The following is a 19,153-nucleotide window of genomic DNA, read 5'->3' as shown; positions in this document are numbered from 1 at the left end:
GTTGGCGAGCCGAATGCAAAGCACCGAGGGATTTTTTTCCGACAGGTTCGAGCGTGCCCCAGGCAGAAGCTTCCGCGGTGAGCGAAGCCACTACCGGATCTCTTCCCGGATATTCACCGTCATTTCGGGCCGCGTCGGCTGAGCCCGACCGGAAGGGCCACGCGCAGCGAGGAACCAATAAGCTCGATCGGTCCAGGATAATGCGCAGCGGCTAACGTAGTCTCTCTTCCGAGAGGTTGGTGTTTATGGGTTCCGGGCTCTCGCTTCGCTCGCCCCGGAATGACGGAGGTTGATACTCCTCACGCTGTCATTCCGGATTGCCGTCAGGCAAGTCCGGAACCCATAAACACCCGCGATGCAGGATCAGGCGCAGCGGCAACCATGGCCCTTCATTCTGCGCTGTCAGCGCATTCCTCGCTTCGACAGACTGGGAGACAGCCGTTTTGCCGACCTCAGATGACGAAGAAATCGTGATAGGTGAGCTTGAGGCCCTTCTTGAGAAGGGCGATCTCCACGGCCGCCTTCTCGCCCGAGCCGTCGGCGTCGTAAGAGAGCACGCCCGTCTTCTTGTCGTAGACCAGGTAGTCGTTGCCATCCCTGGCCTTGTCGGCGACCCTGAAGAAGGCGCTCTTGAGCGCCATGGGCTTGGCTTCCGTGCCCTTCTTGATCGCGGCATAGAAGGACTTGTTCGCCTTGAACAGGGCATTGTCGAGCCAGATCGTGTCGTCCTTGACGTTGAAGTCCGCGATCTTGTCGAAATTGGTCTTGCGGCTGAGCCCGGTGTTGAACACGAAGATGTCCTTCCCCGTGCCACCATAGAGCACGTCCCGGCCTGCGCCGCCGTAGAGCTTGTCATCGCCGGCCACGCCCTTGAGCACGTCGTTGTTGGCCAGGCCGTAGAGCCTGTCGTTCCCGTCCGCGCCGGTCAGCCGATCCGCCCGTGACGTCCCACGAAGAAGCTGGGAACCGCGGGGCAGCATGCTCGTGTCCAAACTGGCATCGGCGAAGCGGACCGATGCAACGTTCAGGAGCAGATCCGTACCGTCGGGCCCGACGACCGTGACGCTGCCGTCGGCATTCCGCGTGGCCGTGTAGGCTGCTTTCGCGCCGGCGAAGACCGCCGTGTCGAAGCCTCCGCCGCCAGACAGCACATCGTCGCCACCGCCGCCTATGAGGATGTTGTTGTACTGATCGCCCGTCAGCGTGTCGGCCCCGGACCCGCCGGAGAGTGTATCGGCGATCGAGGTGTCGCGGGTCATCGTCCCGGCCGTCACGTCGAGTTTGTAAGGCACCGCCCAGGTCTGGCTTCCCTCGTGGACGCTCACCGTCGCGGCCTTGAGGCCCTTGGTGGCGTAGGCATGGCGGGCATGAACCTGGCGGTCCCACAAGCTCAGAGTGTCGTTCGCGCCGTCACCCCACGCGACGGTGACGGAGGAAGCCGCGCCGACCGAGAGCCAGAAATCCACGAAGCGTCCCTCGGCGACCGCCTGCGTCTGGGACATGGCGGCGTCCACGAGAAAGATATCGGGGAATCCGTTTGTATCCCCCTGGATCAGATTGTCGGCATCGCTGCTGAACACCACGCCGCTGCCGTCGACCTGCATCCAGGGATCGTCGCTACCTCCGTTTCCCTGCTCGTTGCCCTGCGCATCCGCACCTGTCTCGCTCAGGCGAACGAGTTCGCCGGTGACCAGATCCTTCCGGAACAGATCGCTGGAGTTGTTCGTGTCTCCCGGTACCAGGTTGGTAGCGTCGCTTTCGAACACCACGTAGCGGCCATCGGCGCTGATCTGTGCGTTCGAACTGCCATCGTTCGCCTGAGCGCCGTCGCTCGCCGTCGAGACGCGGGTCACGTCCCCGGAAACGAGATCCTTCCGGAAGATGTCAGCCCGGTTATTGGTGTCGCCGTCCACCAGATTGCTGGCATTGCTCCGGAACACCACATAGCGGCCGTCGGCACTGATCTGGGGACCGGAGCTCGTGCTGTTCGCTTCCGCGCCTGTCGTCGACGTGGACGCGCGAACGATCGTGCCGTCGGTGAGATCCTTCACGAAGATGTCGCCTGCTCCGTTGGCATCTCCGGCGACCAAATTCGTGGCGGAGCTTTGGAAGACAAGGTGCCTGCCGTCGGCTGCAAGATGTGCCTCGCCGCTGAACCCGTTGGCCTGCACGCCGGCCTCGCTCACCGAGAGGCGGGTCACGGTTCCGGTCACCATGTCCTTGGCGAAAATATCTTTTTGTCCATTGGTGTCGTTGGGCACGAGATTGCTGGCGTCGCTCGTGAACAGCACCGTCTTGCCGTCCGGGCTCACTCCGGCCGTAAAGCTGTCGCCATTCCCCTCGACGCCACTGGTCGAGACGGAGACTCGCCGGAGCGCCCCGGTATCGAGATCCTTCCAGAAAACGTCCCGGCGCTGGTTGGTGTCGCCGGCCACGAGATTGCTGGCATAACTCTGGAAGGCCACATAGCGTCCATCGGCATTTGCATAGGCCCAATCACTTCCCCCATTGGCCTGCGATCCGTCGGCCGCCTCGGAGACACGGACGACGGCTCCCGTGGTCAGGTCCTTGCGGAAGATGTCTCCTGCACCATTGGTGTCGCCCGCCACCAGATTGGTCGCCGCGCTGGTGAAGACCGCGAAATGCCCGTCGCCGCTGAAACCGCCGCTTTCCGAAGACAGGTTCCCCGCCACTCCGTTGCTGTCGGTGGAGACCTGTATGAAGGTCCCATTCTCCAGGTCCTTGACGAATACTTTTGGATAGGAACCCGCATCGCCCGAAACGAGATTGTCCGCCTCGCTCTGGAACATGACATACCGGCCGTCGACGCTGAGGACAGGTGCCCCGCTGAGCGCGTTGGCCTGCTCATGTCCCTGCGCCGGGTGTGCCGTCGTCGAGACGCGGACGAGTTCGCCCGTCGCGAGGTCCTTGCGGAAGACGTCGTTCGAGTTGTTGGTGTCGCTGGGGACCAGGTTGTTGGCAGCGCTCTGGAACGTCACATAACGCCCGTCGTCGCTGATCGAGGCAACGACGCTGTTCGCCTTGCCCTGCGTTCCATCCGTGGCGACGGAGACGCGGAGAATTTCACCCGTGGTCAGGTCCTTGCGGAAGATGTCCCTGGCGCCGTTGGTATCTCCCGCCACGAGATTCGTCGCGTCGCTCTCGAACGCCACGTAGCGGCCATTGGCGCTCAGCTGGGCATTGGCGCTCGATTTGTCGCCCGCCGCGCCGTCGAGCGCTGTGGAGACGATGGTCAGCGATCCCGTGAGCATGTCCTTCACATGGATTTGCGCGATGCCGTTCGCCCCAGCACTTTCGAAGAGGACGAACCGGCCATCGGCGCTGACCTGAGCGGCTCTGCTGTGGCCATCCAGTTGCCCGCCCGCGGCCGTGACCGAGACACGGCGGATCTCCCCGGTGACGAGATCCCTGCGGAAGATGTCGGTCCTGTTGTTCGTGTCGCCCGCGACCAGGTTCGAGGCATCGCTTTGGAACACCACGTAGCGGCCGTCGGCGCTGATCTGCGCGTAGTCGCTGCTGCTGTCTCCAATCTCGCCCTGCGCATTCGTGGAAACGCAGTCGATCTGGCCCGTAAGAAGGTCCTTCCGGAAGATGTCCGCCCTGCCGTTGGTATCGCCGTCCACGAGATTGGTTGCGTCGCTCGTGAACACCACGTAGCGGCCACCGGCGCTGATCCGGGCATCGCTGCTGTGGTCATCGGCCTCGGCACCGTTCGTGGTCGTCGAGACGCGCACGATCGCTCCGGTGAGGAGATCCTTGCGGAAAATGTCGTCGTCTCCATTGGTGTCGCCGTCCACGAGGTTCCCGGCGCCACTTTGAAACACCACGTAGCGGCCGTTTCCGCTTGACGACGGTGATTGGCTGGCCGCGTCCGCTTCCGCTCCATCGGCGGCCGTGGAGATACGGGTGACCAGGTCCTGCTCGGTCAGGACGCGGAAGGATTGGAGATCGAGGGTCGAGGCCATGTCAGGATCCAAAGGCAATAGCCGCGAATGGCAGCCAAGTCTCTTAAATATTACATCGTTACGATAATCTTTCTGCCGCGGGACCCCTTGCCTGTCAAGGAATTTGCGGCACTTTGCGCGGTCGATCTAAGGTTTGGGCTCTGAGAGCTCCGCCCGTTTCGCCACACGCTCTCCCATGCGGCGCACGGCTTCCTCCACCAGGTCCGGGCTGGCCCGCAACATGCCGAGCTCCACGGCCGACATGGCCAGCATCACGGAGGCAAGGTTTGGCGAGGGCGTTCCGTCCGGGGCGAAGAGCTTGAGGTCGTCAGTCGGCCCGATTCCCAGGTCCTCCACCATTCGGGCCGCATAGTTCCGCAGCCGCTGCTCATCTGGAGCACAGACCGTCGCGGCGGGTTTCGCGGGAGCCGCCTTGGGCGCGACGGGAACGGAGGCCGTCTTCCGGGGAGCGGATGTCGGCTTCGCAGTTCGGACGAGAGGCTCGGCCTTCCGCGTGGGCTTGGCCTTTTCCCCCATTCCCGCGGCGATATCCGGCACCCGGTATTCGGGCACGCGGGACGGCCGGGTCTTCAAGGGAATCACGATCGAAACCCGCCCGGGCTTGCCGGACTTGCCCGTGGCCGTGAGCTTCACGCCCCGATGCGACGCAAGCCAGCGGGCTCGCACGGTACCGCCGATGCCCCTCACGGCGAGAACGGCGAGGCCGCCGATCCCGGTAGCAACGTTGCACTCGGCCGGGGCCCAGCGCCGGACGATGTCGAGGGCCGATTTGCGGTTGAATTCCAGGTAGTAGCGCTTCAGGAGCAGGGCCGCCGCGTCGGCTCCGTGTTCGGCGGAGGCAAAGCCCACATGGCCCTCGCCATCCTTGCCGATTTCGCCGTTCCACCGGGCGCTCTTGATGCACCAGTAATTGTTCAGCTTCACGCAGCGGGTGACGATCGGTCGGTCGGCCCGGAACAGGGCCGCAAGCAGGGCGACGGGCTTCGGTTCCAGGGCGTCCACCGTCTCCATCCGCCAGTTCGTGACCTCGCGGGCCTCGGACAGGTACTGCGCGCCCGCGTCCGGACGGCTGCCGACCATGTCGGCCAGCACCTCCCGGCCGAGATCGAGCTTGTTCGTCGTAAGGGCGCTGCCTGCCAGGAACAGGGCGACGAGGGTGTGAGGCAACATGGTCCGAATGGGCCTTCAGGGACGTCGAATCGCCGTGACGGTTCAATGTCCTCAACGACAGGATCCCCCGAAGGTTCACCTCGGACTATGGCCGTTCGAAGGAGGGAGCCTGGGTCCGGTCCCGACGAAGGGGTCCATCCCGGGTTTCGACACGCTAGTCGTCTTCGCCCGCACCGAGGAATTTGGGCGTGACGAAGCGCTCGAGGCGCCCTCCTCTCGCCTTGACCCGCTCCCAGTCCGTCTCGGAAAAGTCGATCACCACAAGTCCGGCCGTAGGGTATTTTCTGGCAAGCCGGTTGCAATCCTCGGGCGTTCCATCGCCGATGAGTATCTTCGCCAGGTCCTCGAAGCCGGGATTATGGCCGACCATGAGTACGGCACGCCTTTCCGGACTCACCTCCTGGACGAGGCTCAGCAGGCGCTGGGCCGGCGCTCCGTAGATCCTGGGTTCGCGGCGATGATCGACGTCACCGAGGGCAGGCTGGACGAGATCCCAGGTCTCCTCCGTCCGGCGCGCAGGGGAAATCAGCACGAGATCGGGCAGGAGCCCTTCCTCCCTAAGGTAGTCCCCCATCAGAACCGCGGCCTTGCGCCCGCGTGGCGACAGGGGGCGCTCGATATCGAGGATGCCGGAGGGCCAGGACGACTTGCCGTGTCGGAGAAGCAGGAGGCGAAGCATGATCGCTCAGCGCCCTTCCCGTCGGGTCAGGAAGGCGAGCTTCTCGAAGAGGCTCACATCCTGCTCGTTTTTCAGAAGCGCTCCATGGAGCGGCGGAATGAGTTTGCGGGTGTCGCGCTCACGCAGCTGCTCGGGGCCGATATCCTCGGAGACGAGAAGCTTCAGCCAGTCGAGCAATTCGGAGGTGGACGGCTTTTTCCGCAGGCCGGGCATCTCGCGCACGTCGAAGAAGATTCTCATCGCCTCCTCGATGAGGCGGCGCTTCATGCCCGGATAGTGGACCTCCACGATCCTGGCCATCGTCTCGGCGTCGGGAAACCGGATGTAATGGAAGAAGCAGCGGCGCAGGAAGGCGTCCGGCAGCTCCTTCTCGTTGTTGGAGGTGATGATGACGACGGGACGCCGCTCCGCCCGCACCGTCTCGCCGGTCTCGTAGACATGGAACTCCATGCGGTCGAGCTCGAGCAGGAGATCGTTCGGGAACTCGATGTCAGCCTTGTCGATCTCGTCGATGAGCAGAACGGGCCGCACATCGGAGGCGAAGGCCTCCCAGAGCCTGCCGCGCTTGATGTAGTGCCGGATATCCGAAACACGTGGGTCACCGAGCTGGCTGTCCCGGAGGCGCGAGACCGCATCGTACTCATACAGGCCCTGCTGGGCCTTGGTGGTCGACTTGATGTGCCAGGTCAGGAGCGGCGCGCCGAGCGCCTTGGCGACCTCCTCGGCCAGGACCGATTTTCCCGTTCCGGGCTCACCCTTCACCAGGAGCGGCCGTTCAAGGACGATGGCGGCATTGACCGCAACCGTCAGATCCTCCGTCGCCACGTAGGTGTCGGTGCCTGAAAAACGCGCCATGTTCCTCCCCTTTTCGGACGCCTGGAGCCGCCGGCTCGGCTCTGGATCGGTCGCACCGCCCAGCCTATGTCGTGACGTCACCTTTCGGCAACCGCTCGCATAGGGTAAGTCGGTCTCAAAGGAGAGGACTCACAACATGGCCTATAACCGCTACCACAAGGACCGCATCGGCAATCACAAGCTGAAGCCCGAAACCCTCATGCTCGGTTACGGCTACGATCCGAGCCTCTCCGAAGGAGCGGTAAAGCCCCCGGTCTTCCTGACCTCGACCTTCGTGTTCACGAGCGCCGAGCACGGCAAGGAATTCTTCGACTACGTCGCCGGACGCCGCGAACCGCCCAAGGGCGAGGCCGCCGGGCTGGTCTATTCCCGCTTCAACCATCCCAATGCGGAAATCGTCGAGGACCGTCTCGCGATCTTCGAGGAGACGGAGGCGGGCCTGCTCTTTTCCTCGGGCATGTCGGCGATCTCGACCACGATCCTCGCCTTCGCCAGGCCGGGCGACGTGATCCTCCATTCGCAGCCGCTCTATGGCGGCACGGAAACCCTGATCTCCAAGACGCTTGCCAATCTGGGCATCCACTCCGCCGGCTTCGGCGACGGGGTCGACGAGGCGAGCGTCCGCGCCGCCGCCAAGGAGGCCCAGGGCAAGGGCCGCGTCTCGGTCATCCTCATCGAATCGCCCTCCAATCCGCTCAACACCCTCGTCGATGTCGCCCTGATCCGCCGCGTCGCGGACGAGATCGCGACCGCCCAGGACGGCCACCGTCCGGTCATCCTCTGCGATAACACCCTTCTCGGCCCGCTCTTCCAGAAGCCGATCCAGCATGGGGCGGACATTTCGCTCTACTCACTGACGAAGTATGTCGGCGGGCATTCCGACCTCATCGCCGGCGCGGCGCTGGGCTCGAAGGAGCTGATGAAGCCGGTCAGGTTGCTGCGCTCGGCCATCGGCACCCAGCTCGATCCGCACTCCTGCTGGATGCTCGGCCGCTCGCTGGAGACGTTGGCTCTGCGCATGAGCGCGGCCAACCGCAACGGCGAGATCGTCGCCAAGTTCCTGAGCGAACATCCCAAGGTCGCGAAGGTCCACCACCTCGCCTACCTGCCGGACGGGTCTCCTGCGAGGAGGGTCTACGAAGCGCAATGCACCGCCCCGGGCTCGACCTTCTCCTTCGACGTGAAGGGCGGCGAGGCGGAGGCCTTCAAGGTGCTCAACGCGCTGCAGGTCTTCAAGCTGGCGGTGAGCCTGGGCGGGACGGAATCGCTCATTTCGCATCCCGCCTCGACGACCCATTCCGGCGTGCCGAAAGAAACCCGCGACCGTCTCGGCGTCAGCGACGCCACGATCCGCGTCTCGATCGGCATCGAGCACCCGGACGACCTGGTGGCCGATCTGGCACAGGCCCTGGCGACGCTGCGATAGAGCGCACGCGGTCGTTCCGGACCCACCCTGTCATTCCGGGCTCCGCTTTCGCGGCCCCGGAATGACGGCGTGCCCAAAGGGCAATTGCCCGCTCTTTGAGCGAAGCGCATCAGGATGCGCGCATCTATCCCTTGCGCTCATGTTCCCGTTCCCCCCATGATGAGAGGAATCGGACGGAGATAATGGCAGCCTCGATCAACCTGCAGGCCTATCAGGAACCTATTCTTTTTCTCGCAACGGCAGGCATCGTCGTTCCTCTCTTCCACCGACTGAGGATCAGCCCGGTCCTCGGCTACCTGGCAGCGGGGGCCCTGCTCGGACCGTTCGGGCTGGGCAGGCTCGTGCCCGGCAATCCCTGGGTCAACTGGATCACCTTCACCAACCCGGAAGGCACGTCGCATATCGCCGAATTCGGCGTGGTGTTCCTGCTCTTCACCATCGGCATCGAACTGTCGTGGCAGCGCCTGCGCACCTTGAGACGGCTGGTCTTCGGGTTCGGTTCCCTCCAGGTGCTTCTCTGCACCGTGGCGCTCGGCATTCTGGCCCTCCATCTCGTCGGCACGATTACCGGGGCGGCTATCGTCGGCCTCGCCTTCGCCCTGTCCTCGACCGCCATTGTCATTCCGGTGCTCGCCGAGCAGAAGCGGCTGACGACCCCCGTCGGCCGCGCGAGCTTCTCGGCGCTGCTGTTCCAGGATCTGGCCGTGGCCCCGATCCTGTTCACCATCGCCGTTCTCGACACGGGCAAGCCCGAGGTCACCATGGCCTCCTTCGCCTGGGCGATGCTGCAGACGATCCTGGCGCTCGGCGCCATCGTCGGTCTCGGGCGCATCGTGCTGCGCCCGTTCTTCCAGCTCGTCTCCGCCACCAAGAGCCCCGAATTGTTCATGGCCGCCTGTCTCCTGGTCGTACTGGTCACAAGCCTGTTCGCGGCGGCGAGCGGATTGTCCATGGCTCTCGGCGCGTTCATCGCGGGCGTGTTGCTGTCGGAGACCGAGTACCGCCGCGCCGTCGATGTGACCATCCAGCCTTTCAAGGGGCTTTTGCTCGGCGTCTTCTTCGTCTCCGTCGGCATGAGCCTCGATCCGCTGCGTCTGCTCGAGGCGCCCGCCCTGATCTTCGCTGCCGCCGCGGCGACCATCGTCGTCAAGAGCCTCATCATTGCAGGTCTCGGTCGGCCCTTCGGCCTGCGCGCTCCCGATGCAGCCGAGGCGGGACTTCTGCTGGGACCGAGCGGCGAGTTCGGACTTGTGATCCTCGGAAGCGCCGTGGGCGCAGGACTGCTTCCGGCCGGAATCGGCCAGAACCTCCTCGTCGCGACCACCCTGACCATGGTTGCCATTCCCCTTTTCGCCCGCCTCGGTCGCCGCTTGAGCCGCCGCCTGGAGCGCCGCGAGCCGCAGGATCCGGCACTGGCAGTGATGCCGCCGTCCGACGAGGCCGGCCATGTGATCGTCGCGGGCTATGGCCGGGTCGGCCGGCTGGTCGGCGACATGCTGGAGCGGCACAAGGTGCCCTATCTCGCCATCGACATGGACCCCGTGCGCGTCGCCGCCGAGCGACGGGCGGGCAGGCCGGTCTATTTCGGCGATGGATCCTATCCCGAGCTTCTCCAGGCCTGCGGCATCGAGCGTGCCCTCGCTCTGGTCATTACCCTCGATACGCCGAGTTCGATCGAAAGCGTAGTGACCTCCGCCCGCAAGGAGCGCCCGGACATCAGCATCGTGTCCCGCGCGCGCGACGCCAAGCACGCAGCCGAACTCTACAAGCTCGGCGTCGACGATGCCGTTCCCGAGACGATCGAAGCCTCGCTGCAATTGAGCGAGGCCGTGCTGACCGATATCGGCGTTCCCATGGGCCTCGTCATTGCCTCGATCCATGAACGTCGCGACGAGTTCCGCGCCCTTCTCAAGGAAAGCACCACCCGGAGCGGTCCGGACAGGACAGAGTTCCGCGCCCGCCGAAGGGTCGGCAAGACACTTCCTCCCGAGAAGGCGCCGTCCCCGGAGAAGCCTGTTTCTCCCGAGAAGGTGGGCATGCCGGAAAAGGAGCCGCCGACGATCGAGCGGGTCACGCGCGCCGGCTCATGAGACCGTGCGCGATTGCGCTTGACCTCCGCCGAGGTTGCCGGACACTGGGCCGATGTTTCTGACGTTCTTCACCGAGCTGCGTGCCGCCAGGATCCCCGTCTCGCTGCGGGAATACCTGTCGTTCCTGGAAGCGCTCGACCGGGATCTCGCCGACAAGAAGGTGGAGGAGTTCTACTACCTGTCGCGGGCCTGCCTCGTGAAGGACGAGCGCCATTTCGACCGCTTCGATCAGGTCTTCGGCCAGGTCTTCAAAGGGCTGGAGACCCTGGGCCAGGGGATAGAGCAGGCGGAGATCCCGGAAGAATGGCTGCGCAAGCTCGCGGAGCGCTACCTGACCGAGGAGGAGAAGCGCCAGATCGAGGCCCTGGGATGGGACAAGCTCTGGGAGACACTCAGGGAACGCCTGAAGGAACAGCATGGGCGCCACCAGGGCGGCAACAAATGGATTGGCACCGCGGGTACGTCACCCTATGGGGCCTATGGCTACAACCCCGAGGGAATCCGGATCGGCCAGGATAAGAACCGCAATTTCCGGGCGGTGAAGGTCTGGGACCGCCGCGAGTTCAAGGATTTCGACGACAGCGTCGAGCTCGGTGTGCGCAACATGCGCCTGGCACTGCGACGTCTGCGCCGTTTCGCCCGCACCGGGGCACTGGAGGAGCTCGACCTCGACGAGACCATCCACGAGACGGCGCACAAGGGTTATCTCGACGTGCATCTGCGGCCGGAGCGCCGGAACGCCGTGAAGGTCCTTCTCTTCCTCGATGTGGGCGGATCCATGGACTGGCACATCGAGGCCGCGGAGGAACTGTTTTCGGCCGCGCGGCTCGAGTTCAAGCATTTCGAGCACTTCTATTTCCACAACTGCGTCTATGAGAGGCTGTGGAAGGAGAACCGGCGCCGTTTCGATGAGACCATTGCGACCCTCGACATCATCCGCACCTATCCGCCGGACTATCGCGTCGTCTTCGTCGGCGATGCCTCCATGAGTCCCTATGAAATTTCGGTGTCAGGCGGCTCCGTGGAACACTGGAACGAGGAGCCCGGCCAGGTCTGGCTGGAACGGATCCTGCATCATTTCCCCCACGCGGTCTGGCTGAACCCGGTGCCGCGGGAGCGCTGGGACTATACCCAATCGACAACCCTCCTTCGCCGGATCTTTACCGACCGCATGTACCCGCTGACGCTCGAAGGCATCGACCAGGCGATGCGGGAACTGGTACGCTGAACCGCATGACCATCACCTACGAGCACAATCCCCGCCCGGTCGGCGGACCGGTGAGCTTTACCCTCAAGGGCGACCGGCTGGTCGTCGATTCCGGCCGCAAGGTCCATGAGGTCCGCCTCGGCGCCGTCGAGGCTGTGCGGATGACCTACGAGCCCGGGCGGTTTGCACAAAAGGTCTTTCGGACACGCATCCGAATGAAGGACGGCAAGACCTTCACCTTCACGTCCTTGACGTGGCGGAGCCTGGTGGAGGCGAACGTCCAGTCCGAGCAATACGGGGCATTTGCGCGGTCTCTCTTTTCGGCCATCACCCGTGCCAACCCGCAGGCGCAATTCCTTGCGGGCAAGAGCATGCCCGTCTGGCTCGCGACCTCCGCGCTGACGCTCGCGTCGCTCCTGGCCATGGCCTTTCTCATCTGGCGGGCCTTCCAGATGCACGCGACCGGCATTGCCCTGCTGGGCGCCCTGTTCGCCCTCGTGGGAATCTGGCAGCTCGAGCCGATGGTCAGGCTCAACAAGCCCCGTCCCTTCGACCCGGCAAGCCCGCCCGAGGAGCTTCTGCCGAAGATTCCCTAGCCATTCCAGACGCATATTGTCATTCCCGCCCCGCCGCGCGGGCACGGAATGACGAAATGGCAATATGAGAGTGCTTTTGGAAATCCAGCGAACGCCCTACGCGCGCACCACCAGCACCGAGCATTTGGCGTGGCGCACGATGGTCGAGGCATTGGAGCCGAGAAGGTAGGTCGCCATGCTCGGCCGGTGCGAACCGACGACGATCAGGTCGGCGCCGGTCTTCTCCGCCTCGCCGAGCACTTCGCCATAGGTAGAGCCGAGGCGGACCACCGCCGAGACACGGTCCGCGGGCAACTTCACCGTCGCGGCGACGTCCGCGAGCTTCTGCTCCGCATCGCTCTGCTGCTCCTCGTCGAAGGTCGGGGGCACGAACTCCATGTAGGTGACGGGCACGAGGGAGCGCACATAGATGAGGCGAATGGTGCCGTCGGAGAACTGCGCCAGTTCCACCGCCTTGGCGATGGCAGGCTTGGCGGCGGCGATCTCTGCGAGGTCGACGGGAACGAGGATCGTCTTGAACATGGATACCCCCTGTCGCGCACCGTCCTGCGAAAGGCCCTGCTCGGCTTTTCGGACAGCGCGGTTGGTTAGGAATGTTTAGCGCAGCTTTCGGCCGGGCCCAACCGAAACGTGCCAACCGAAACGCGATTGCCGGCTCAGCCCTGCCGGGTCGGCGTGCGGACCACGAGACCATCGAGCTCGGGCTTCACCCGGATCTGACACGAGAGGCGGGAATTCGGACGCACGTCATAGGCGAAGTCGAGCATGTCCTCTTCCATCGGCTGCGGCGTGCCCGTCACATCCTCCCATTCCTCGTCCACGTAGACATGGCAGGTGGCACAGGAACAGGCTCCGCCACACTCGGCCTCGATGCCCGGGATACCGTTCCGGACGGCCGTTTCCATCACCGTGGAGCCCTCCTCGGCCTCGACGGTGCGGGCCGTGCCCTCCGGGTCGATGAACGTGATCTTCACCATTGCAGACCTCTGACTGACGGCGCATACTTAATCGAGTGCGGGCGAAAAAACGAGAGTCCAGAGCAAGCGCCCTGCCGTTTTCCTGCCGCATTTTGCCCGGCACTGCTGGTTACTGAGCCGTTAACGACGTTCGCAAGAGGTGGGGGATATCGGGTTTCATTCCCTCCGTCCGGCGGCTAGACTTACTTGGTAAATGGCAGGTTACCAAACGTAAGCCCCGAAGCGGGGTCCTGCGGTTGGACGAAGTCCGCGCGTAAGCGTTGTCATCCGCGTATTCCGGCGGCTTCAACCACCATCTGTTGCGTCACGAGGGCGATCATGGCGACCGAAAAGAAGAAGATGAAAGATCCGGCAGAGGCGGCCCTGTCCGCTGTTGAACAGGCATTGAACCTGGACGACGCACTGCCGTCGATCTCATCGACGCCTGAGCGGTTGGAAGACACCTTGGCTCACGAGGAACCGCGCCTTCCCGATATCGACGATCACGACTTCACCAAGGGGCCCTTCGCCAGCCTCGACACGGATGTGTCCACGGACCGCGGGGATGCACGCGACCTGAAACTGGAGGATGCCTCCCGCGCCGGTTTCATCGCGCCCGACCGGAACGCCGTCGCCAACGATGACCGGCAGAATGTCGGCGTGATGCTCCAGGCTCTCCAGGTGCGCCCGTCCCGGCGCGCCTATGTGATTGCGACGCTTGCGTCCCTTCTCTGGCTCGGCGGAGCGGCCTTCCTGGTCTATTCGCAAGGCATCACCACACCGGAACAGCTGCTGACAAGCTACAGCGTGGCGCAGCTCTCCGTCGCCGGCATGGTGCTGGCCGTTCCGGTCATCCTTTTCTTCATCGCGGCCATGCTGACCGTCCGCTCGCAGGAGATGAAGCAGGTCGCCCGCGCGGTCGGCGAGGTCGCCGTTCGCCTAGCGCAACCCGAAAGTTTCTCGACGGATGCGGTGCTCTCCGTTTCCCAGGCCGTCCGTCGCGAAGTCGCCGCGGTGGGCGACGGTGTCGAGCGCGCCCTCGCCCGCGCCGGCGAGCTGGAAACGCTCGTGCGCAGCGAGATCTCGACCCTGGAGCGTGCCTATTCCGACAACGAGATCCGCATCCGCTCTCTCATCGACGAGCTTGTGACGCAACGTGAGGCGATCGTCACCAATGCCGAGCGTGTCCGTGGTGCCATCGCCGGATCCCATCAGAACCTCATCCAGGATCTCGATACGGCGGGCGAGCGGATCGTCGCCTCTTTCCACAATGCCGGAGACCGCGTCAGCACCTCGCTCCAGGAACGCGGCGAACAGATCACGCAGGCTCTCGGCCGCGCCGGCGAGCATGTGGTCGAGGAAATGGCGAGCCGCGGCGTCGAGTTGGTCGACCGCCTGTCCGGCACGAGCGAGGACATCAAGACCGGCATCGCCGATGTCGGCATCCGCATTACCGGCGCGCTCGAGACCAAGGCACAGGACATCACTGGAGCGTTCGAGCGCACCGGCGACGTCCTCACCCGCCATCTCCAGGACGGCGCCAGCCAGGTCACGCGCACCCTGGCCGAGACCGGTCGCGGCGTCATCGAAGCCCTCGCTCAGCAGGGGAACGACGTCCGCGAAGCGTTCGAACATACGGCCCGCAGCCTCGAGGACAGCTTCGTCCAGCGCGGCAGCGAGATCACCGAGAAGCTGGCCGCCACCGGGGGTGTCGTCGCCGACGACATCTCGGCCCGTACCACGGAAATGCGCGACCAGATCGCCGCCGCCGGCGCCTCCGTCAGCGAGGAGCTCACTCGGAACAGCACGGCCCTGCGCGACGAATTCGCCAGCACCGCCACGACCTTCCTCGAAGACATGGCCTCGCGAGGGCACACCCTGCGCGAGCAGCTCGCCTCCACGGGCACCGAGGTGGTGGACGAAATCGTCGTCCGCGGCAACGAGTTCCGGGAGCGCCTTGCCACGACTGCGGCGGACGTTGCCAGCCAGATCTCCCTGCGCGGCGGCGAAGTCCGCGAACAGCTCGAAGGCGCCGTCCGGCTCGCGGACGAGACCATCGGCACCCGGGTCGAGGACCTGGCTACCCGCCTGGAGGCCGCAAGCCAGCGCGTCAGCGAGTCCGTCACCGTCCAAGGCGAAGCCCTCGAGACGACGCTGTCGGCCACGGGCGAGCGGATCGCTGCACTTATGGGTTCGAAGGTCGAGGCCTTCGAGACCGAGTTCGAGACCCGCGGCCAGCAGTTCTCCGACATTCTCACCCGCCACGCGGATGATGCACAGGCCCGCCTCGCCGGCACCGGCAAGGATATCGTTCTCGCCATCGCCACTCAGGGCGCGCGGGTCAACGAAGCCCTGAACCGCACGGCCGAGACCCTGTCTCAGACGGTCGACACCCGGGGACGCGAGATGGAGGAGACCCTCGGTTCCCGCCTGACCGCGTTCGAGGAGGTGATGAACCGCGGCGGCGAGGTGGCCGAGCGTATTTCGCGCGATGTCGGCAGCATTACGGAAACGATCGGCGGCCGGTTCGAGGAGATGGATCGCCTGATCACGGTGCAGGGCCGCGCCCTTGCGGAATCCTTCTCCGAGCGCGCCCGTGAGGCAACAGGCACCATCGAGACGCAGTTGACAGCTCTGGAAGAGCAGGCTCTCCGCCGCACATCCGAGATCAGCGCGAACTTCGACACCATCGTCGAGCGCGTCGATCAGACGCTCAGCGCGCGCTCCTCCGCACTCAACGAGGCGCTCGTCGTCAGGACGGGCGAGATGGCCCGCGTCATGGCCGAGGGCGGCCGCGACGTGGCCAACGCCCTGCAGGCCCGCATGGACGAGATCGGCCAGGCCATCGCCGCCCGCAGCGGGACCATCGCCGAAACTCTCACGACCAAGGCCGACCACATCAATGAAACCCTCGGCGCCCGCGCCGCTGAGATCGCTACCACCCTCGACGAGCGCGTCTCCGTCTTCGAGGAACGCGTCGTCAACCGCCTTTCGGGCGTTGCCGAAGCCATCGAGGACAAGGGCCAGACCGTACTCGGATCGCTCGGCAACCGGATCGACGAGATCCGCGGCATCTTCGACACTCAGGGCAATTCCCTGGTCGAGAGCCTTGGTGAGCGCGGCGGCGCGATCGGCAGCGAGATCGCCGCAGTCAGCCAGACGGCCCTGCGCGACCTCGAGGAGCGCAGCAATGCGGTGATCGACAGCCTGCAGGACCGCAGCAGCAGCATGCTTGCGACCCTTCAGGAGCGCAGCATGGAACTGACCTCTGCCTATACCCAGTCCACGGAGGCGCTGCGCGTCGCCATGGACGAGGGGACGCAGCGCGCCGTCTCGACACTCGTCGAGACCAACGAGCGCCTGCGCGGCGAACTTTCCGAGGTTCTCGGCCGCCTCCAGGACACCAACAGCCTGCTCCAGCAGGTCTCTGCCAGCGCCAGCGGCAATCTCGGCGCCATCGAGGACGGACTGGCCGGCCGCATCCAGCAGATCGAAGGGCTGCTGTCGGAGATCGCGACGCAGACCGGCCGTGCCTCCGATCAGGTGGCCGATCAGGTCGAGGCCCTGCGTTCGGTCTCGTCCGGCGCGATGCAGCAGGCGACGGAACTGGCCCATGCGCTCGAGGACCGGGGCCGCGCCCTGACCGACGGGGTCCGCGAGCAGCTTCAGACCATCTCCGACGCGACTTCCTCCCTGGAACTCGCGGAAACCCGCATCAACTCCGCTCTTGCCGGCCGAGAGGAAGCCCTCAACGACCTCCTCGCGCGGATCAATACCCGTTCCGAGGAACTAGAAGCGGTGACCCGCTCCTTCTCGACCCTGGTCGAAGGTTCGCTCCAGAATGCGGAGAACCGGGCTCGCCAGATCGGTACCGTCCTTGCCGATACGGCCCAGAGCACGAGCCAGGCCATCGGCGAGCAGTTCGAGCGCATCCGTACCTCGACAGGGATCGAGGGCGAGCGCACGGCGGCCTCGCTCCGTTCCGCTTACGAGCAGGCCGCAGCGGAAATGGCCGAGGCGCTCAACGCTGCCACAGCGAAGTTCCGCGACACCATGGGTGAATTGCGCGGCATGACCGGCGAGATCCAGCGCGAACTCGAGACCACCCGGGCGGAACTGCGCCGCGGGGTCGTCGAACTGCCCCAGGAGACCCAGGAGAGCACGGCGCAGATGCGCCGGGTCGTCGCCGACCAGATCAAGGCGCTGAACGAACTCTCGGCTCTCGTCTCCCGCTCGAACCGGGTGGTCGATGCCGCCCCGGCGGCCCAGGCCCGGCGCGTCAACGAAGCCTCGGTCGCGGCCATGGCGGCAGCGGTCGAGCAGCGCCCTGCCCCGACGCCGGCACCCGCGCCGGCTCCGGCTCCGGCGGTGGCCCGTCAGGCCGAGCCGAAACCGGCTCCCGCTGCGGCGGCCCCCGCACCGGCCCCGTCCGCTCCCGCCCGTCAGGCCGCGCCTGCCGCCGAGCGTCCCGCGCCGCGGCGCGAGGAACAGGCCCGCGAAGCCGGCCGTGGCGGTGGTTGGCTGTCCGATCTCCTGAACCGGGCTTCCCGGGACGAGGAAGGCGGAACGGCCCGCGGCGCCCGCCCTGACCGCTCCCGGCTCAACAGCCTCGAATCCCTCGACTCGATCTCGGTCGACATCGCCCGGATGATCGATCACGATGCAGCCGTGGAATTGTGGGACCGCTATCGGCGCGGCGAGCACAACGTGTTCACCCGCAGGCTCTATACGATCCAGGGCCAGCAGACGTTCGACGAAATCCGCCGCAAATATCAGCGCGACCCGGAATTCAAGCAGACGGTCGACCGCTACGTCGAGGAGTTCGAGCGCCTGCTCGCGGAAGTCTCCCGCGATGACCGCGACTCCATGCTGACCAAGACCTACCTGACCTCGGAAACCGGCAAGGTCTATACGATGCTGGCCCATGCCAGCGGCCGGTTCGGCTGAGCCGGCTTCGATCGAGACGCTTTCATGAAAACGCGGCCCACGAGGCCGCGTTTTTGTTGGCTCTCTCCGGTTCGATGACCTCTCAGGTAATCGACCCCGGCAGTCCCCTCCTCCATCGTCGCTGTGCCTGGATCGACCGGGCGAACGACAAAGGAGACCTCCCATGACCGACGCCGCCACCATTGCCGAGACCTACATCGCACTCTGGAACGAGACCGACCGGGCGGAACGGCGCAAGCTCCTCGTGCGGGTCTGGACCGAAGACGGCGCCTATCAGGATCCCCTCATGGCCGGCGCGGGCCATGACCAGATCGATGCCCTGATCGCAGCCGTGCACGAGCGGTTCCCGGGTTTTCGGTTCGGGTTGACCGGCCGGCCGGACGGATACGGCGACCAGATCCGCTTCTCCTGGGAACTCGGACCGGAAGGCGCCGAAGGGATCGTCAAGGGCACCGACTTCGCCATTCTCGAGCAGGGGCGTCTGAAGAACGTGATCGGCTTTCTCGATCAGGTGCCCATGTAGGCTGAAACCGCGTCACGCCTTGGCTGACATGGGTTTCCATGGTGCGGGATCAGGCCGGCGGCGGATTGCCGGCCTGACTGATGACCTCTTCGCGCCGGGGGAGCCGGCTGCCGCTGACCCAGCGCACGATGTCGAGCATGACCACGGAGAGGGCCTCGTCGAGAGCCCGCGCCGCGTTCGGCGCGTCCACGGCGGCAGCCGGGACCTGTGCCCGGAAAATTCGGCCGTTGACGATGCGCCCGTTCGAGTCATTCACGATCTTGACCGCGACCTCCACCACCGCCTCGTTGCCGGGGGTCGCGATCTCGAACCGGCGGAGCTCGGAGACGAGTTGCACATCGGCGACAGCGCCGCTGCTCGGCCGCGATACGCCGCGGATCTGCGAGGCGTTTTCGAAGGTGTTGATCAGGCGTGTCTGGATGAGCCGGGGCAGATTGTCGGCCCATTGCCCTCCCCCGACGAACGTGATGGTGCCCGAAGCGTCCTTCACGATGATCTGCTGGGTCGAGAGCACCTGGAGCGCCGCGGGTTCATTGACGAGCACCTGCACGCCCGAGGCGCCCCGGATACGGGAGGTCGGAGCGGAAAGGTCATAGGTCGTCGGCGCGGGACCCGACGAGCAGGCGCCCGCCAGCATGGCAAGAGCCAGCACCGGCGAGAGGCGCAGGAGCGGTCGGACCCGATCGATGGAGATGGGAAACACAGAGGACCTACACAT

At 65.2% G+C, this 19,153-nt stretch carries 13 protein-coding genes; 6 read left to right on the top strand and 7 right to left on the bottom strand.

Annotation, left to right across the window (positions count from 1 at the left end; genetic code table 11):
• Positions 1–452 precede the first annotated feature (452 nt).
• The 4 genes from AC522E_RS05615 to AC522E_RS05600 all read right to left on the bottom strand — a co-directional run bounded on the left by AC522E_RS05615 (position 453) and on the right by AC522E_RS05600 (position 6,690).
• Positions 453–3,986, bottom strand: a complete 3,534-nt coding sequence (locus tag AC522E_RS05615; RefSeq protein ID WP_500749399.1) for a hypothetical protein — start codon at positions 3,984–3,986, stop codon at positions 453–455.
• Positions 3,987–4,112: 126 nt separating this feature from the next.
• A complete protein-coding gene (locus tag AC522E_RS05610) occupies positions 4,113–5,156 on the bottom strand; it encodes a hypothetical protein (RefSeq protein ID WP_500749398.1) in 1,044 nt (347 codons plus the stop codon).
• 154 nt (positions 5,157–5,310) lie between these two features.
• On the bottom strand, positions 5,311–5,835 hold the full coding sequence (locus AC522E_RS05605; RefSeq protein ID WP_500749397.1) for a SixA phosphatase family protein: 525 nt from the start codon (positions 5,833–5,835) through the stop codon (positions 5,311–5,313).
• A gap of 6 nt (positions 5,836–5,841) precedes the next feature.
• A complete protein-coding gene (locus tag AC522E_RS05600) occupies positions 5,842–6,690 on the bottom strand; it encodes an AAA family ATPase (protein WP_500749396.1) in 849 nt (282 codons plus the stop codon).
• Between the two features lie 136 nt (positions 6,691–6,826).
• On the opposite strand from AC522E_RS05600, the gene AC522E_RS05595 reads away from it, so the two are divergent.
• From AC522E_RS05595 to AC522E_RS05580, 4 genes are all read left to right on the top strand, one after another.
• On the top strand, positions 6,827–8,116 hold the full coding sequence (locus AC522E_RS05595) for a cystathionine gamma-synthase family protein (protein ID WP_500749395.1): 1,290 nt from the start codon (positions 6,827–6,829) through the stop codon (positions 8,114–8,116).
• A 182-nt stretch (positions 8,117–8,298) separates the two neighbouring features.
• Positions 8,299–10,206, top strand: coding sequence for a cation:proton antiporter domain-containing protein (locus AC522E_RS05590; RefSeq protein ID WP_500749394.1), 1,908 nt, complete (start codon positions 8,299–8,301; stop codon positions 10,204–10,206).
• Positions 10,207–10,258: 52 nt separating this feature from the next.
• Positions 10,259–11,434 carry a vWA domain-containing protein gene (locus tag AC522E_RS05585; RefSeq protein WP_500749393.1) on the top strand — a complete coding sequence of 392 codons (1,176 nt, stop codon included), beginning with the start codon at positions 10,259–10,261 and terminating at the stop codon, positions 11,432–11,434.
• Between the two features lie 5 nt (positions 11,435–11,439).
• On the top strand, positions 11,440–12,009 hold the full coding sequence (locus AC522E_RS05580; RefSeq protein WP_500749392.1) for a hypothetical protein: 570 nt from the start codon (positions 11,440–11,442) through the stop codon (positions 12,007–12,009).
• 96 nt (positions 12,010–12,105) lie between these two features.
• Here AC522E_RS05580 and AC522E_RS05575 read toward each other — a convergent pair whose 3' ends face one another.
• Together AC522E_RS05575 and AC522E_RS05570 are read right to left on the bottom strand one after the other, a co-directional pair.
• Positions 12,106–12,531, bottom strand: a complete 426-nt coding sequence (locus AC522E_RS05575; protein ID WP_500749391.1) for a universal stress protein — start codon at positions 12,529–12,531, stop codon at positions 12,106–12,108.
• A 134-nt stretch (positions 12,532–12,665) separates the two neighbouring features.
• Positions 12,666–12,986, bottom strand: a complete 321-nt coding sequence (locus AC522E_RS05570; protein ID WP_500749390.1) for a 2Fe-2S iron-sulfur cluster-binding protein — start codon at positions 12,984–12,986, stop codon at positions 12,666–12,668.
• Between the two features lie 318 nt (positions 12,987–13,304).
• On the opposite strand from AC522E_RS05570, the gene AC522E_RS05565 reads away from it, so the two are divergent.
• Positions 13,305–17,912, top strand: coding sequence for an apolipoprotein A-IV repeat region-like domain-containing protein (locus AC522E_RS05565; protein WP_500749389.1), 4,608 nt, complete (start codon positions 13,305–13,307; stop codon positions 17,910–17,912).
• A gap of 163 nt (positions 17,913–18,075) precedes the next feature.
• Positions 18,076–18,435 carry a nuclear transport factor 2 family protein gene (locus tag AC522E_RS05560; RefSeq protein WP_500749388.1) on the top strand — a complete coding sequence of 120 codons (360 nt, stop codon included), beginning with the start codon at positions 18,076–18,078 and terminating at the stop codon, positions 18,433–18,435.
• A gap of 49 nt (positions 18,436–18,484) precedes the next feature.
• Here AC522E_RS05560 and AC522E_RS05555 read toward each other — a convergent pair whose 3' ends face one another.
• Positions 18,485–19,153 (bottom strand): ABC-type transport auxiliary lipoprotein family protein, encoded by a 669-nt coding sequence (locus AC522E_RS05555; protein ID WP_500749387.1) that lies wholly within the window; start codon positions 19,151–19,153, stop codon positions 18,485–18,487.

The sequence above is a fragment of the Microvirga sp. BF8 genome, from assembly GCF_059888585.1.
Note: the sequence above shows the minus strand (reverse complement) of the source record. Positions and strands in the feature narration are given on the sequence as shown.

Excerpts from the sequence above, each read along its gene's own strand:
- AC522E_RS05615 (WP_500749399.1), bottom strand. The coding sequence starts at position 3,986 with ATGGCCTCGACCCTCGATCTCCAATCCTTCCGCGTCCTGACCGAGCAG.
- AC522E_RS05610 (WP_500749398.1), bottom strand. The coding sequence starts at position 5,156 with ATGTTGCCTCACACCCTCGTCGCCCTGTTCCTGGCAGGCAGCGCCCTT.
- AC522E_RS05605 (WP_500749397.1), bottom strand. The coding sequence starts at position 5,835 with ATGCTTCGCCTCCTGCTTCTCCGACACGGCAAGTCGTCCTGGCCCTCC.
- AC522E_RS05600 (WP_500749396.1), bottom strand. The coding sequence starts at position 6,690 with ATGGCGCGTTTTTCAGGCACCGACACCTACGTGGCGACGGAGGATCTG.
- AC522E_RS05595 (WP_500749395.1), top strand. The coding sequence starts at position 6,827 with ATGGCCTATAACCGCTACCACAAGGACCGCATCGGCAATCACAAGCTG.
- AC522E_RS05590 (WP_500749394.1), top strand. The coding sequence starts at position 8,299 with ATGGCAGCCTCGATCAACCTGCAGGCCTATCAGGAACCTATTCTTTTT.
- AC522E_RS05585 (WP_500749393.1), top strand. The coding sequence starts at position 10,259 with ATGTTTCTGACGTTCTTCACCGAGCTGCGTGCCGCCAGGATCCCCGTC.
- AC522E_RS05580 (WP_500749392.1), top strand. The coding sequence starts at position 11,440 with ATGACCATCACCTACGAGCACAATCCCCGCCCGGTCGGCGGACCGGTG.
- AC522E_RS05575 (WP_500749391.1), bottom strand. The coding sequence starts at position 12,531 with ATGTTCAAGACGATCCTCGTTCCCGTCGACCTCGCAGAGATCGCCGCC.
- AC522E_RS05570 (WP_500749390.1), bottom strand. The coding sequence starts at position 12,986 with ATGGTGAAGATCACGTTCATCGACCCGGAGGGCACGGCCCGCACCGTC.
- AC522E_RS05565 (WP_500749389.1), top strand. The coding sequence starts at position 13,305 with ATGGCGACCGAAAAGAAGAAGATGAAAGATCCGGCAGAGGCGGCCCTG.
- AC522E_RS05560 (WP_500749388.1), top strand. The coding sequence starts at position 18,076 with ATGACCGACGCCGCCACCATTGCCGAGACCTACATCGCACTCTGGAAC.
- AC522E_RS05555 (WP_500749387.1), bottom strand. The coding sequence starts at position 19,153 with ATGTGTAGGTCCTCTGTGTTTCCCATCTCCATCGATCGGGTCCGACCG.